Raw genomic sequence first — 14,347 nt, forward strand, 5'->3', positions numbered from 1 at the left:
TGTTTCGAATATATTGCAATTAAACTACAAACAAGATGAATGCACAATAAAATTTTTTAAATTATTCGAAAATATAAACATTAGTAAAATACCTATCTAAACGTCATTGGATTCAGTAGAATAAGGAAATCATCGAATGATTATACATTATCTATGTATAGTTATTCGTCAGACGTCAACTTTTTTTGGAGGGTTTGGAATGAAGGGACAATCAGCCGGAATCGGCTTTTTCGGGCTTGCTGCCATGGTCGTCGGAACGATGATCGGCGGAGGCGCATTTAACTTGCCTGGCGCGATGGCTCAAGGTGCCGGGGTCGGTTCGGTATTGATCGGTTGGACGATCACGGGCATCGGCATGGTCATGCTCGCGTTCGTGTTTCAATTTTTAGCGAATACACGTCCTGAGCTTGAAGGCGGGATTTATGCCTATGCAAAGGAAGGGTTCGGCAAGTTCGTCGGTTTCAACAGCGGGTGGGGTTATTGGATGTCCGCGTGGATCGGGACGGTGGCGAACATCACGTTGATCTTTAGCACGCTCAGTTATTTCTTCCCGATCTTTTCGGCAGAGCATCGGGCGTTTCGATTGATTATGAGCGTGATCGTGATTTGGGGGCTGTTCTGGATCATCTCGCGAGGGATGAGAGAAGCGGCACTCCTCAATATCGTCACGACAATCGCGAAGCTCGTCCCAATCTTTTTATTTATCATCCTTATCTTGTTCGCTTTCCGGATCGACACGTTCCAAATCGACTTTTGGGGTCAGTCGGGCTTCAGCTGGTCACAGGTGTTCCCGCAAGTGAAATCGACGATGCTCGTAACGTTATGGGCGTTCGTCGGCATCGAAGGAGCGGTCGTCTTATCATCACGGGCCCGTCATAAACGAGATGTCGGACGAGCGACGGTGATCGGACTGGTTGGGACACTCGTCATTTATATGATGATCTCAATCCTATCGTTCGGGGTGATGAGCCAAGAGCAACTCGCGTCACTGGCGGAACCGTCGATGGCGTATGTGCTTGAGGCGGTCGTCGGTCCCGTCGGTGCGACACTCATCAATATCGGCCTCCTCGTCTCGCTCTCAGGTGCGTTGCTCGGGTGGACGATTCTCGCGACAGAGATTTCTTATGTGGCAAGTCGCGACGGGGTGTTCCCGAAATTGTTCAATCGGCTCAATCGGAATGAAACGCCGGTGAGTGCCTTGTTCATCACGCAAGTCTTCACCCAACTCGTCACTATCATTGCACTCTTCTCCGAACAGACCTATTTGGTGCTCTCGAGCATTGCCGGGATTGCGGCCCTCGTCCCGTACTTGTTTTCCGCCTTGTTCGGTTGGAAAGAGGCACGACGCACAGGGATGCGCTCGATGCTTGTCATGTCGGGCATCGCGACCGTTTACGCGGCATGGCTCCTCTATGCGTCGGGTGTCGAATATATGCTCATCGCGATGATTCTTTACGCGCCGGGCGTGTTCGTCTTCATGCTAGCCGAACGTGAACAGGGCCGTCCGTTCCTGAGCCGTCTGCAATATATGATTGCGGTCGTCATCCTGTTGGCGGCCACGTACGGCGTCTATGGACTATGGACGGCCACGATCAGCCTATAAAAAAAGTCATCGAACGTCGTGAAGACGTCCGATGACTTTTTTATTGCTTTCCGCCCGTTAACAGGCGAACGACTTCGATTGGAGGCATTGGCTTGGCGTACAAGAAGCCTTGGAACGAATCGCAGTCAGTTTGCTTCAAATGATCGAGCATCTCTTGGTCCTCGACGCCTTCGGCGACGACGTGCAGATGTAGGCTCTTGCCGAGATGGACGATGACATCGAGCAAGTGCGACTTCGAGGCGAGCCAATCGTCTAAAAAGACTTTATCGATTTTCAGCTCGTCGACCGGGAACGACTTCAAGTATTGGAGTGAAGAGAATCCAGTTCCAAAGTCGTCAATCGACAGGCGATAGTCGAGCCGCTTGATTTGATTCATCCGGGCGATGATTTCATCCGTCTGTTGCATGACGAGACTTTCCGTGATCTCGAGAATGATGTCAGACGGGTTTAAATTGAGCTGTTGCTTGATATTTCGGAGCGTATTGATGAAGCTGTCGCTCCGGAATTGGTTCGGTGAAATGTTGACAGCCATCGACAACGGATAATCAACGAGTCGTTGCCATGCTTTCAACTGTTTAGCGGCCTCAAGGATGACCCAGTTATTAATGGGGACGATCAGCGCCATCTCCTCGGCGAGCGGGATGAACTCCGACGGCGGGATTTGACCGAGTTCATCGTGATGCCAACGGAGAAGCGCCTCGAACCCGATGAGCCGGTCGGTCTTCAACTCGAACTTTGGTTGATACTCCAAATAAAAGTGTTTTTCCTCGAGCGCTTGATAGAGCGCTTTTTCGATATGGATTTGACGTGAGAACGCGTCGTCCATGTCTTTCGTGACGAACTGAATCGTGCCGACGCCAATCCGTTTCCCTTTGAACAAGGCGCTCTCGGCACGCGTATATAGTTCTTCTAATGAAGATGTGGCCGATGGATAGAAGACACAACCGATGGAAATCGACACCATGATCGAGTGATGATAAATCCGGAACGGTCGTTGCAGTTCATGTTGCAATTGACGCAACAACTGGAACACTTCCTCTTTCGACTCTTCAAAGAACAGAAGTCCAAACAAGCCGCCCGACGGATGGAACATGACGCTCGTCTCGGGCATGAACTGAGTGGCCCGGTCTTTAATTTGGACGAGTAGTTCGTTGCCGACACGGGAGCCGAACGATTCGTTGATGATCTTAAAGCGGTCGATGTCGAACAAGGCGACATGGACCAAACCGTCCCCTTGATCGACAGTTTTCAAGACGTGGGCATATTGGCGAAGCCACCCTTTTTTATTTAACAGACCGGTCAAATCGTTATGATAGGCGAGGTAGTTGACCTCTTGCTCGAGCCGTTTTTTATCCGAAACGTCAAATCCGAAGGCGGTATATTGCACGACTTCGCCTTCTTCGCTCAAGATTGGGACGACCGTCAAATTGAGCCAGCACGTGTTCGCCGTATGACGTTCCGAGCGGATGGGCATCTCGCCGTTCCAAATACGGTCGGTCGTAAGCGCTTGAAGCACGTCCTCGGCGATCGGGTCATTCTCGAATGACGGATGGATGAGCTCGAACCAATTACGACCGATAAATTGGTGGTCGGGGGCCCCGATCAATCCGCATAACAACGGGTTGACCTCGGTGATTTCCCCATACGCGTTCGCAGCCAGATAATAAGTCGACTGCTCAATCATCGCCTGAAAATGATGGAGTAAGTTGAACTGTTCCGTGCTGATGAGCGGACTAAATCCTTTCGGTAAAAAGGCTAAAAAATAGCCGGTGAAATCGTTGATGGAAAAGGATTGTAAATAGGCGGTCGCATAGACGACCGAACCGTTTTTATGTTTGAACGGCGTCATCGCCGTCGTCGAGAACGGATATTGAAGGAGCAGTGGCGACCACGTCTCGAGCGTATGCTCTAAGTGCTGGACGACTGGGAGTGGGTAGTGAAGGACCTCGTCCCGTTCCCATCCGAAGAGCGTTTCCGCATGCTCGTTCCAAAGAAGGACGTTGCCGTCGAGGTTGATGCAACAGCATGGGACAGATAAAGCATCGATGAACTCGTCAATCGGCAAATCGCGCAATGAAGCCACAGCATTTCCTCCAATCTACATCAAATGAATCGTACTCTACGTTCAGTGTACCTTATTTTCCCAACCCGAGGAATGGGCAAGTTGGTCGTTGTCAAAAGAAAGACGGTCATCATATACTGAAGAAGTAAGATAGTTTTTTGATAAGGGGGAAATCAAATGTCAAAGACACAAGAAGTGATTGAATTGACAGAGAAGTTCGGGGCGCACAACTATCATCCACTTCCAATCGTCATCTCGGAAGCGAAAGGGATCTGGGTGACGGATCCAGAGGGGAACCGCTACATGGATATGTTGAGTGCCTATTCGGCCGTCAACCAAGGTCATTGTCATCCGAAAATCATCCAAGCGCTAAAAGATCAGGCGGATAAAATCACGCTGACGTCACGTGCGTTTTACAATGATCAACTAGGTCGTTTCTACAAAAAAGTGACAGCGCTTACAAACAAAGAGATGGTGTTGCCGATGAACACGGGTGCGGAAGCAGTCGAAACGGCTGTCAAAGCATCACGTCGCTGGGCGTATGAAGTGAAACAAATCCCAGGCCAAGCGGAAATCATCGTCTGCTCGGGCAACTTCCACGGCCGGACGATGGCGGCGGTGTCGATGTCGACAGAAGCGGAATATCAACGCGGATTCGGGCCGCTATTGCCAGGGTTTAAAGTCGTGCCGTACGGTGACATCGATGCGTTCGAGGCGGCTATCACTGAAAATACGGCGGCGTTCATTGTCGAACCGATTCAAGGCGAAGCCGGGATCGTCATCCCACCGGCTGGTTACTTGAAACGTGCCAGTGAGCTCTGCCAGCAGCATAATGTCTTGTTCGTGGCCGATGAGATTCAATCGGGGCTCGGTCGCTCAGGCAAATGGTTCGCCATCGAATGGGAAGATGTGGAGCCGGATATGTATATTCTCGGAAAAGCGCTCGGGGGCGGCGTATTCCCGGTATCATGTGTCGCAGCCAATGAGAGCGTCTTGAGCGTATTCAATCCAGGGTCGCACGGGTCGACGTTCGGCGGGAACCCGCTCGCGGCAGCCGTGTCGATCGCGTCGCTTGAAGTGTTAGAGGAAGAACAACTGCCACAACGTTCACTTGAACTCGGGACGTACTTCATGGACCGATTGAAATCGATCGACAATCCGCTCATCAAAGATGTACGTGGACGCGGTCTGTTCATCGGAATCGAATTGACAGAAGCGGCACGTCCTTATTGTGAAGCGCTCAAAGAGCGCGGTCTGCTCTGCAAAGAGACGCATGAGACGGTGATTCGTTTGGCGCCACCACTCGTCATCACGAAAGAAGAGCTCGATGAGGCGTTCGAGGCGATTTCAGCCGTGTTCGCACCAGCCGCTATTTCGTGATTGCGCATCGCTTGTTATAATGAATACAGACTTAAACACCTGTCTCGCGACGTGCTCGCGGCAGGTGTTTTTTTGAAGGGAGACGGGGCCATGCTCTATGTATACGTCGGCTTGGCGGGAGCGCTCGGTGCCTTGGCACGTTATGGGATCGGGACAGGCATCGAGACGTTTTGGATCGGTCTGTTTCCGCTCGGGACGCTGCTCATCAATTTATCAGGAAGTTTCGCGCTCGGTTGGCTGACACACTTTCTGTTTCGGTCCGGACGTCTCTCCCCGAGTGTCGTCACCGCGGTCGGGACAGGGTTCATCGGCTCGTTTACGACGTTCTCGACATTCAGTGTGGAGACGATTGAATTGTTAGAGGCTGACGCATTCGGTTCAGCTCTGCTTTATGTGACGCTCAGTCTCGGACTTGGGCTGTTCAGTTCATGGCTCGGATTTTGGTTTGGGCGGCGACGGTTCGATCGGGCTGTCATGCGAGAGGGGGGAGTACGATGACGCTTCTCGTCATCATGATCGGCGCGTTCTTCGGGGCGATGGCGCGATTCGGGGTCGGTCAGTTCGTCAAAACCCGGACGACATCGGCGTTTCCGTGGGCAACGCTCATCGTCAATGTGACTGGTTCGTTTGGACTTGGGTATTTATACGGGGCGAGTGTTCACCAAACGCTCATGCTCGGTATCGGTGTCGGCTTTCTCGGTTCGTTCACGACGTTCTCGACGTTCAAGCTCGAAGTGATGCGGTTCGTCGCCAAAGACTGGCTTCGTTTCGGGATGTATTTGCTTGCGACCTATGTACTTGGTCTGCTGGCGGCCTATCTCGGTTATCATCTGCCATGAAAAATCCCTCGGAGACTTGTTCCGAGGGATTTGCTTTATTCGCTAAGTTGCAGTTTTTCAGCACAGGATGGGCACGTGTTCTCGTAAGACTCGCACTGCTCATCCATCTGTTTCCCGCATTCTTGACACGTCTTGTCCGGTAACTTCCGATAAAATTCGACGGAAGATTCAAGTCGGCTTGCCCATTCATTCATTGTAACTGCCCCCTTTATTTAAGTAACGTAGCTGTTATGTTGTTTTTATTGTATTATAACAGCAGTGTATAAGTCAACAATAATATATAACAGATTTATAAATCGGATTTTATTAGAATGAGACTACAGAAAACGAGGTGAGACGGATGAAAGCACCCCAGTGTGAAACAATCGCCATTCAAAGTGAAGATGTGACGGTGTTACAACGGGCACTGACAGACCTAGATGCGGTTCGAGTCAGCCGATTGTTCAAGGCGTTCGCCGATCCGACCCGGCTCAAAGTGTTGTACGTCCTGACGTTAGAACGGGAACTGTGCGTCTGTGACGTGGCGGCCGTGATCGGACATTCAAACGCGACGGCGTCGCATCATTTACGGACGTTGCTCGAGCAAGGGCTTGTCAAATATCGAAAAGAAGGAAAAGTCGTCTACTACTCACTCGACGATGATCACGTCCGGCTACTCGTCGAGATCGCGATGGCCCACAGTGCCGAACAAATTGATGCGTGACAAAGAGCCAGCTGGGATTCCAGTCGGCTCTTTTTTCGGTTGTAATTGTGATGGAACAGCGTTGCGATATATTCAAATGAACGTTTGAATGTAAAGGGGCAAGATGATTATGAAACGGGATGTATTACCTGTCGAAGGGATCACATGTACGAACTGTGCCGCCAAAATCGAGAAAAGCGTGACGGGAGAGGACGGTGTCGCCGCTTGTCAAATCGATTTTGCGACAAGTCGAATGATTATCGAATGGGATGATTCGAAGGATCACACGAAGACGCTCCGCGCCATCGAAGCGACGATGGGGCGAATTGAACCGGGTGCACATTTTGTCAAAGACGAGGCGGAAGTGCCGATGTCGGGTCGCTTATTGTGGCGGTTTGGCGTCGCGTTTGCCCTGCTGCTCGTCGGTCTGTACACCGATTTGCTCTTTGTGTACGCGATTGCCTATGTGGTCGCAGGCTATAACGTCGTCTATGCCGCAATTCGCAACGTATGGCATCGGGAATGGTTTGATGAAAAATTTTTAATGTCGATTGCGACGATCGGTGCGATTGCGATTGCGGAGTATCCGGAAGCGGTCGCCGTCATGCTGTTCTACCAGCTCGGTGAATACTTCCAAGCGCGGGCCGTCCACGCCTCGCGACGGTCGATTCAATCGCTGTTGAACATGAAACCGACGATTGCGCGCGTGTTCGAAGATGGACGAGAAGTAGAAAGACGTCCTGAAGAGGTCGCAACCGGTAGCATCATCATCGTTCGAGCAGGCGAACAGATCCCGATGGACGGTCGTGTGCTGCGAGGCTCGAGCTCATTGGATACGGCGTCGCTGACAGGTGAGTCGTTACCACGCCCAATCGGTCCCGAGGAAGACGTCCTTGCGGGAATGGTCAACCTTGACGGGCGGCTCGAAATACGAGTCGAACGCCCGGCGACTGAATCGAGCCTGCAAAAAATGATTGCCCTCGTCGAACAAGCGAGCATGAACAAGGCGAGAACGGAACAGATGATCACACGGTTGGCGAAAGTATACACGCCGGTCGTCGTCGTGCTCGCGGCGGTCGTCGCATTTGTTCCACCACTGTTTGTCGGAAATCTCGAGGAATGGGTATACCGGGCCTTGATTTTCCTCGTCATCAGTTGTCCATGCGCCTTGGTGATCTCGATTCCACTCGGCTATTTCGGTGGGATTGGAGCATGTTCACGGCGGGGCATCCTAGTGAAAGGCGGCGAATATTTAGATGTGCTCGCCGAAGTCGATACGGTCGTATTCGATAAGACCGGTACGCTCACGACCGGCCGCTTTGAAGTGACCGATGTCGTGACAAACGGGGAGCTGACGACAGACGAGTTGCTTCAGCTTGCCGCCCGTGTTGAGATGGCCTCCACGCATCCGCTCGCAAAAGCAATCGTCGAGCATGCCGGTCCGGTCGCACCGTTCTCGATGATTCAAGAAGAACCGGGATACGGGTTGATGGCGATCGACGGTGAAAACCGCATTTACGTCGGCAGCGCCCGCTATATTCAAAAATTGGGTTATCCAACCCCGGCGGAGACATCGGGGACGGTCGTCCATATCGTCAAAAATGACCGTTGGCTCGGCCGAATCGAGTTGAGAGACCAAGTGAAGCCAGATGCGCAAGAAACGATTCAAGCTTTGAAGCGCTATGGTTATCAGACAGTCATGTTGACCGGGGACCGGCAAGAAGTCGCAGCCGCCGTCGGTTCGGCAATTGGAATCGATGAAGTGAGAAGCGAATTGCTTCCGCATCAAAAAGTCGCAGAAGTCGAGCGGTTGGCGACAACCGGCAAGGTCGCTTTTGTCGGTGACGGATTGAACGATGCGGCGGCGCTCGCACGGGCCGATGTCGGACTCGTGATGGGTGGCGTCGGGAGTGATGCAGCGGTCACGGCAGCCGACCTCGTGCTGATGAACGATGCTCCGCGAGACGTCGTGGCAGCGATTGAATTAAGCAAGCGGACACGGCGGATTGTTTGGCAAAACATCACGTTCGCGTTCGGTATGAAGGCGCTCTTCCTCTTGCTCGGTCTCTTCGGACTAGCCTCGATGTGGGAAGCCGTGTTTGCTGACGTCGGGGTTGCCTTGCTCGCCATCGGGAACGCCGCACGTCTCATTCATTCCAAATAAAAAGACCTCACAATGGAAATTGAGGTCGAGGGATCGTCTCATTGGAGACGGTCTTTTTTTCGTGTTTTGAAGAGGAGAAACAGCAAAACGAGCAGTGCGGCGATGAGCAAGATGGCAATCGACGTGAGGGCTTGAATCAACACATCGATTTGATTCTCGGTCGCGACGAGTTGTTTGCGGATGTCTTCATATTGTAGTTTCTTCAATGCGCGCAAATCTTCGAGGATCGTTTGGCGCTGATCGGTCATCGTCTCGGCTAGCTCGGTCGCGGCCTCGAGATCGCCGCGCTCATAAAAGACAAGCACTTCGGCGGCGCCTTGCTCCCATATTCCGTCACGGTAAAGCAAATCAATGAGTGAACTCGGCGTATGCGGATCGTTCATGATTGATGTCTTCAACTCTTCAGCCTGCTGGGACATACTATAATAAGATTCTAAAAAGCGCCGGTCTTCATAGGCGAGCAGACCACGGATTGCGTTGGCCCGTTCAATATTGAAATACATGATTTCTTCGATGTCGTCATACGATTCGAGGCGTTGATCGTGAATCGATTCGACTTGCCGCATCGTATCGCGAAGCTGAACGGCAAAACTCGTCAAGACAAGAATGGATAAGACCGATAGCGAAACGAGTAAAATCAGCCATTTTCGTTGGGACATGTCATCCCTCCTTCTGTTATCCATCGTACAATATTCGTTGATTTCACCGCAAAATATTTTTTTGGGAAAGGAAAAAACGGGTAAAGGTATAAATACATAGTAAAGCGTTTCTTGTTATCGTTTACAATGAAATGAGGAACGATTTCATTCATAAGGAGAATACACATGCCAGAGAACTCATCGTTACACAAGTTACACCAGGTCTTGAAAGAAAAACGAACGAACATGGAATACGACATTCCGTCCTTGTGGAACCGCCTGCAATTCCCTTCAGAGCCTGTCCGAGATGGCGTCGAACGGGTCAATCCTTACGATTTTTTAATCGAGACGATTGAAAAAGCGATTCTCCCGCATGCGGTCGACGGACGGGATTATCATCAGTCGGTCGCCCAAGCGGATGGATATCTTCAAACGGGCGGCGATTGGATCAAGCGTGCCTCCGTCTATTCGATGCAAGTCCGGACCTCGACGTCATGGGATCATGACGGTTCAGGTTATGTCGAGATGGAAAACTCGGTCGGGATGAAGGACACGGGAACGTTCGTCAAAACGCTCACGCTAATCCCGCACTTGCTTTATATGGGAATCGACACATTGTTCCTATTGCCGATCTCGCAACATAGCCACAAAAATAAAAAAGGCGAATTTGGTTCTCCTTACGCCGTGCAAGACTTCTTTGGAATCGATGAAGAACTGAAAGAGACGTTGACGGGAGACGGGTTGACGGTCGAAGAAGAGTTCGCCGCGTTCGTCGAGGCATGCCATATGGTCGGGATTCGGGTCGTCATCGATGTCATCCCGCGCACATGCGCCCGTGACAACCGTCTCATTCTAGAAAATCCGGAATGGTTTTATTGGATCCCGGTGACGGAACTCGACTACTATCACCCGCCGCACGTGCCCGGTATCGGAGAGAACGTAAAACCAGAGCACGCTTTCTTGCCAATGATTTACGGGTCGGAAGACGTATGGGCGCATTTGCGTCGTTTCTCGATGGCGCCGAACCTCGTTGACGCGGACAAGTGGGAGACGGTGAAGACGTACTTGCTCGAGCACCCGGAAGAGAACTTGCTCGCGGTCATCGAACGTGAGTTCGGTTTGACAACCGCTCCAGCTTTTTCGGATTGTATCAATGACCCGCAACCGCCATGGTCGGACGTCACATACTTCCGTCTGTTTCTCGATCATCCGACAGCGGCAGCGCCTTACGTCAGCGAGGCGAACTTGGCTCCTTACATTCTGTTCGATTCGATCAAGTCGAATCAATTCCGAGGCGATCAAATCAATGAGCCGCTATGGGCGATGCTCGCCGATATCATCCCGCACTACCAGCGCGAATTTGGAATCGATGGGGCCCGCATCGATATGGGTCACGCCTTACCGGTCGATTTGGCACAACGGATCCTTCAACAGCCACGTGCACTCGACGCCAACTTCAGCTTCATCGCTGAAGAATTGATTGAAATCGGAGCGTGGGCAGCGAAAGAGGCGGGCTATAACATGATTATCGGCTACGGGTTCTATAAAGAACCTCGATTCGATACGCATGAGACACACCAGTTTATTTATGACTCACGTTTCTTACCGTTGCCGGTGTTCGCGGCCGGAGAGACAGCGGACACGCGCCGCGTGGCGACACGGGACGGGGGACGGCAAGCGAGTCGCTTGCTCACTGTGTTGAACGGCTTCGTGCCGAACGGGGTCCCGATGACGAACTCGGGGCTCGAACTGTATGAGACGCAACCGATGAACACCGGGCTCGACTGCCGCCCGGAAGAAGCGTACCAACTCTTCCCGACCGATCCGTACTTTGGTAAGCTCGCCTTCTTCGACGCGTATCAGTTCCATTGGGATCACCCGGAACGAGACGAGATGATCGAACTCATGCATCAAGTGGCCGAAGTGCGTCGTCGTTGGTTGGACGTCCTCGTCAACCCGAGTCATTTCGAACCGCTCGCGATGACGTACATGGATGCGCCGTTCATCGGCCTCGCTTGGCTGCGTCCGGATACGAACGAGACGCTCCTTGTCGTTGCCAACACGAGCATGCATCATCCGCTGCAGGGGAAAGTCCCGCTCGACGGGGTGCGCCGCCGTAACTGGAACGCAAGCCGTTTCGCCGAGATGGTCTACTCACCGACGTCATGGCCGTATGCCGAGCATTCGTTCGATGAGAATTGGGACCTGTGGGTCGATTTGAAGCCGGGCGAAGTCAAAATTTATGAGATGAAATGAGCAAATGCCCCGAACCGGATACCGGTTCGGGGCATTTTAGTTACATCGTCTTCTTCATATAGTAAATAACAAACTCATCGAGTGGCATCGGTTTCGCATAGCGATAGCCTTGCATCGAATCACAGCCGATTTTCCGTAAGAAATTCTCTTGATACTCGGTCTCGACACCTTCAGCGACGAGTGCCATCCCTAGTTGTCGGGCCATGGCGACGATCGTCGCGGTGACGGTTTGATACTCCCGGTTCTCTTCGAGTTGCATCGTGAACTCGCGCGGAATCTTTAACTCGTCAATCGGATAGCGGACGAGGTAGGCGAGTGAGCTGTAGCCGGTCCCGAAGTCATCGATCGACAGTTTAATGCCGAGCGCCTTGAGTTCGAGGATCCGTGTCAACACCCGGTCGGAATGGTGGGCGGCGACGGTCTCGGTCAATTCGAAGTTGAGTCGGCTCGGTTCGATTGGAAACCGCTCAAACAAAGTCGTCAAATACTCGATTAAATGTTCATCGAACAATTGACGGACGGAGAGGTTGACCGACAATTTCGGCAAATTGATGTCTCCTTGCTCGAAGGCGTACATCAATTGGAACGTCTCATGGATCATCCAGCGACCGAGATCATGGATGTGGCCCGTCTCCTCGGCGATCGGGATGAATTGGGTCGGCGGGATGAAGACCCCATCGCGTTGCCAGCGCATGAGCGCCTCGGCCCCGATGATGGCTTTCGTCGAGGCGTCGACTTGAGGCTGAAGGTAAAGCGAGATCTCGCCTTTTTCAAGGGCGGTGTCGAGCCCTTCCATCAACAGCTTGCGTTCTTCTTTATCCGCACGCAGCTCTGGCGCGAACAGGACGGTCTCATTACGTCCCTTGTCCTTTGCCTTGTACATCGCGAGGTCTGCGTTTGAGAGCAAGTGCTTGAGCGTCGATCCGTGGTCGGGATAGCGGACGATGCCAATCGACGCATGGATCTCGACGAGCGTTCCGCCCATAAAGTAAGGCGGGCGATAGACGAAGCGTCGCAACCGTTCGACTAACATCTCATCATCATCATGTTCGGCGACGACGATGAACTCGTCACCGCCGAGCCGTCCCGCGTACTCGTTCGGCAATAAGGCACCTCTTAGTCGTTTGCCGATGTGTTGCAGCAATTCATCGCCCATATGATGGCCGAACTGGTCGTTGATCTCTTTGAAGCCGTCCAGGTCGGAGAACATGAGCGAGAATCGTCGTCCTTCGGCGATGAGCCGTTCGATTTGTTCTTGCAACGCGTAACGGTTGTGCAGTCCCGTCAAACTGTCATGATTTGCTTGATAGTAGATTTGTTCTTGTTGCACGATCATTTGGGTGATGTCTTTGACGATGGCATAAATGCCTTCGACTTCCCCGTCGATAATCATCGGGATGTTCATCAGCTGCCAAACTCGCTTCGCCCCGTCCTCGGTGACGACATCGACGTCGAGCGTACGCGGGCGACCGTTCTTCAAATCATGCAATACGGTCGCATAGGCGGACCGGTCTTTTTGTTCGATGATATCTAATATGTTGGAACCGATGAGTGTCTCTGTGTCATGACCGAGCACTGAGCTGCCGGCCTCGTTTACGGACAACACTTCACCGTGAAGGTCGAACAAGAAAATCGGTTCGGCATGATAGGCGAACAGGGACCGATACTGTTGCTCCCGAATTTCAAGCTCATGTGCTTTCGTCGTCACTGCGACTTCGAGGTCGGTATTGACGGTATGTAAACGGTGACTGATCAATGCGTTTTGTTTGGCGACGACGAACTGACGGATGAGCAGCAACAAGACGGCGTTCGCCGTCATCGAGTCGAGCACAGATGTGCCGAGCAAACGATCCGAGGCGAGCATGAACAGCATGACGATTGCGCTATAGACGACGTAGTCGAACACGGAGTCATAGACGAGGGCATCTTCTCTCGATTCATCGAACACGTAGCTGATTGAAATGATAAAGATGCTACTCACTTGAAGCAGGTGCACCAACTCATGGCCGATGCCGTTGAAGATGAGCAATTGGTTCAAAATCGAGGCAGTCGTGAAGCCGAGAATGCCGATCAACAAGAGCACACGGAACGTTTGGCCGACCGAGGTGATGCGATTCAAGTACAGGAAGCCGAGCATCATGTAGAGACTAATCAACACCATCTGTTCTTCAAACCCGTTCAAATGAGCCGCATAACGTGCTCCGTCGTTCGAATAAACGAACAGATGCAACGCCCCAATCAACAGGAAGCTGAACAAGGCGAAAATGTCGAACGTTCGCAGTTTCAATGTCCGAATTTCAATCGATTGGGTGATCACGATCAACGACATGATTAAATAAAAGAAGTTTTGGATGAACGGCATATGGTTGATTGTTGTCGATGCGCCAAAATGGTGTCCGACCAAATAAGCGATGAAGCAGACATTGCCGGCGCTAATCAGTAAATGTATGTAGCGTCGCATCCCGCGATTTTGAAACACGGCCGTCGCGCTAAAGACGGTCGCGATGAGAGTGACCGCCGTGAAATAGACGAACAAACTCGTCTCCCTCAAGGCGTAAGGGGTGAACAGAATCAATAAAAGTCCGAGAAAAAAGGTCCCGACGAGCAAAGCGGGGACTGTTTGGCGCAACGAGTGGTTGGTCAACTCATGCACCTCCTTCTGTATATGTCTAAGAGGCCCACCATTATTATCGGATTGTTCATGCGTTTGTTACACAAAAAAA

General features: G+C 51.9%; 11 protein-coding genes. 7 read left to right on the forward strand and 4 right to left on the reverse strand.

The window, feature by feature from the left end:
• The first annotated feature begins 199 nt into the window (after nt 1-199).
• Nucleotides 200-1,603, forward strand: coding sequence for a basic amino acid/polyamine antiporter (locus KNP06_RS12680; RefSeq protein WP_214789253.1), 1,404 nt, complete (start codon nt 200-202; stop codon nt 1,601-1,603).
• 40 nt (nt 1,604-1,643) lie between these two features.
• Here the strand turns inward: KNP06_RS12680 and KNP06_RS12685 are convergent, their stop codons facing one another.
• Nucleotides 1,644-3,686 carry an EAL domain-containing protein gene (locus tag KNP06_RS12685; protein WP_214789255.1) on the reverse strand — a complete coding sequence of 681 codons (2,043 nt, stop codon included), beginning with the start codon at nt 3,684-3,686 and terminating at the stop codon, nt 1,644-1,646.
• A 156-nt stretch (nt 3,687-3,842) separates the two neighbouring features.
• On the opposite strand from KNP06_RS12685, the gene KNP06_RS12690 reads away from it, so the two are divergent.
• The 3 genes from KNP06_RS12690 to KNP06_RS12700 all read left to right on the forward strand — a co-directional run bounded on the left by KNP06_RS12690 (nt 3,843) and on the right by KNP06_RS12700 (nt 5,884).
• Complete coding sequence (locus KNP06_RS12690) at nt 3,843-5,045, forward strand: ornithine--oxo-acid transaminase (RefSeq protein ID WP_214789257.1); 1,203 nt, start codon at nt 3,843-3,845, stop codon at nt 5,043-5,045.
• Nucleotides 5,046-5,135: 90 nt separating this feature from the next.
• Complete coding sequence (gene crcB, locus KNP06_RS12695) at nt 5,136-5,543, forward strand: fluoride efflux transporter CrcB (RefSeq protein ID WP_138859989.1); 408 nt, start codon at nt 5,136-5,138, stop codon at nt 5,541-5,543.
• Entirely contained in the window at nt 5,540-5,884 is a 345-nt protein-coding gene (locus tag KNP06_RS12700) for a fluoride efflux transporter FluC (RefSeq protein ID WP_138859988.1), read from the forward strand. The genes crcB and KNP06_RS12700 overlap by 4 nt, the downstream gene beginning before the upstream one ends.
• Before the next feature lie 35 nt (nt 5,885-5,919).
• Here KNP06_RS12700 and yhfH read toward each other — a convergent pair whose 3' ends face one another.
• Nucleotides 5,920-6,078 (reverse strand): protein YhfH, encoded by a 159-nt coding sequence (gene yhfH / locus KNP06_RS12705; RefSeq protein WP_021065246.1) that lies wholly within the window; start codon nt 6,076-6,078, stop codon nt 5,920-5,922.
• A gap of 146 nt (nt 6,079-6,224) precedes the next feature.
• Here yhfH and KNP06_RS12710 point away from each other — a divergent pair, with 146 nt between their 5' ends.
• Together KNP06_RS12710 and KNP06_RS12715 are read left to right on the forward strand one after the other, a co-directional pair.
• Nucleotides 6,225-6,587, forward strand: coding sequence for an ArsR/SmtB family transcription factor (locus tag KNP06_RS12710; protein ID WP_214708921.1), 363 nt, complete (start codon nt 6,225-6,227; stop codon nt 6,585-6,587).
• 109 nt (nt 6,588-6,696) lie between these two features.
• Nucleotides 6,697-8,730, forward strand: coding sequence for a heavy metal translocating P-type ATPase (locus KNP06_RS12715; RefSeq protein WP_251131595.1), 2,034 nt, complete (start codon nt 6,697-6,699; stop codon nt 8,728-8,730).
• Between the two features lie 38 nt (nt 8,731-8,768).
• Here KNP06_RS12715 and KNP06_RS12720 read toward each other — a convergent pair whose 3' ends face one another.
• Complete coding sequence (locus tag KNP06_RS12720) at nt 8,769-9,389, reverse strand: hypothetical protein (protein ID WP_214712235.1); 621 nt, start codon at nt 9,387-9,389, stop codon at nt 8,769-8,771.
• A 165-nt stretch (nt 9,390-9,554) separates the two neighbouring features.
• Between KNP06_RS12720 and KNP06_RS12725 the strand changes: the two genes are divergently transcribed.
• On the forward strand, nt 9,555-11,624 hold the full coding sequence (locus KNP06_RS12725; protein WP_251131596.1) for an alpha-amylase family protein: 2,070 nt from the start codon (nt 9,555-9,557) through the stop codon (nt 11,622-11,624).
• Nucleotides 11,625-11,664: 40 nt separating this feature from the next.
• Here KNP06_RS12725 and KNP06_RS12730 read toward each other — a convergent pair whose 3' ends face one another.
• A complete protein-coding gene (locus KNP06_RS12730) occupies nt 11,665-14,268 on the reverse strand; it encodes a putative bifunctional diguanylate cyclase/phosphodiesterase (protein ID WP_251131597.1) in 2,604 nt (867 codons plus the stop codon).
• Nucleotides 14,269-14,347 lie beyond the last annotated feature (79 nt).

This window comes from Exiguobacterium sp. s21, from assembly GCF_018617975.1.
GTDB classification, from domain to species: Bacteria; Bacillota; Bacilli; order Exiguobacteriales; family Exiguobacteriaceae; genus Exiguobacterium; species Exiguobacterium mexicanum_A.

Coding starts and splice junctions, on each gene's coding strand:
- KNP06_RS12680 (WP_214789253.1), top strand. CDS start 200: ATGAAGGGACAATCAGCCGGAATCGGCTTTTTCGGGCTTGCTGCCATG.
- KNP06_RS12690 (WP_214789257.1), top strand. CDS start 3,843: ATGTCAAAGACACAAGAAGTGATTGAATTGACAGAGAAGTTCGGGGCG.
- crcB (WP_138859989.1), top strand. CDS start 5,136: ATGCTCTATGTATACGTCGGCTTGGCGGGAGCGCTCGGTGCCTTGGCA.
- KNP06_RS12700 (WP_138859988.1), top strand. CDS start 5,540: ATGACGCTTCTCGTCATCATGATCGGCGCGTTCTTCGGGGCGATGGCG.
- yhfH (WP_021065246.1), bottom strand. CDS start 6,078: ATGAATGAATGGGCAAGCCGACTTGAATCTTCCGTCGAATTTTATCGG.
- KNP06_RS12710 (WP_214708921.1), top strand. CDS start 6,225: ATGAAAGCACCCCAGTGTGAAACAATCGCCATTCAAAGTGAAGATGTG.
- KNP06_RS12715 (WP_251131595.1), top strand. CDS start 6,697: ATGAAACGGGATGTATTACCTGTCGAAGGGATCACATGTACGAACTGT.
- KNP06_RS12720 (WP_214712235.1), bottom strand. CDS start 9,389: ATGTCCCAACGAAAATGGCTGATTTTACTCGTTTCGCTATCGGTCTTA.
- KNP06_RS12725 (WP_251131596.1), top strand. CDS start 9,555: ATGCCAGAGAACTCATCGTTACACAAGTTACACCAGGTCTTGAAAGAA.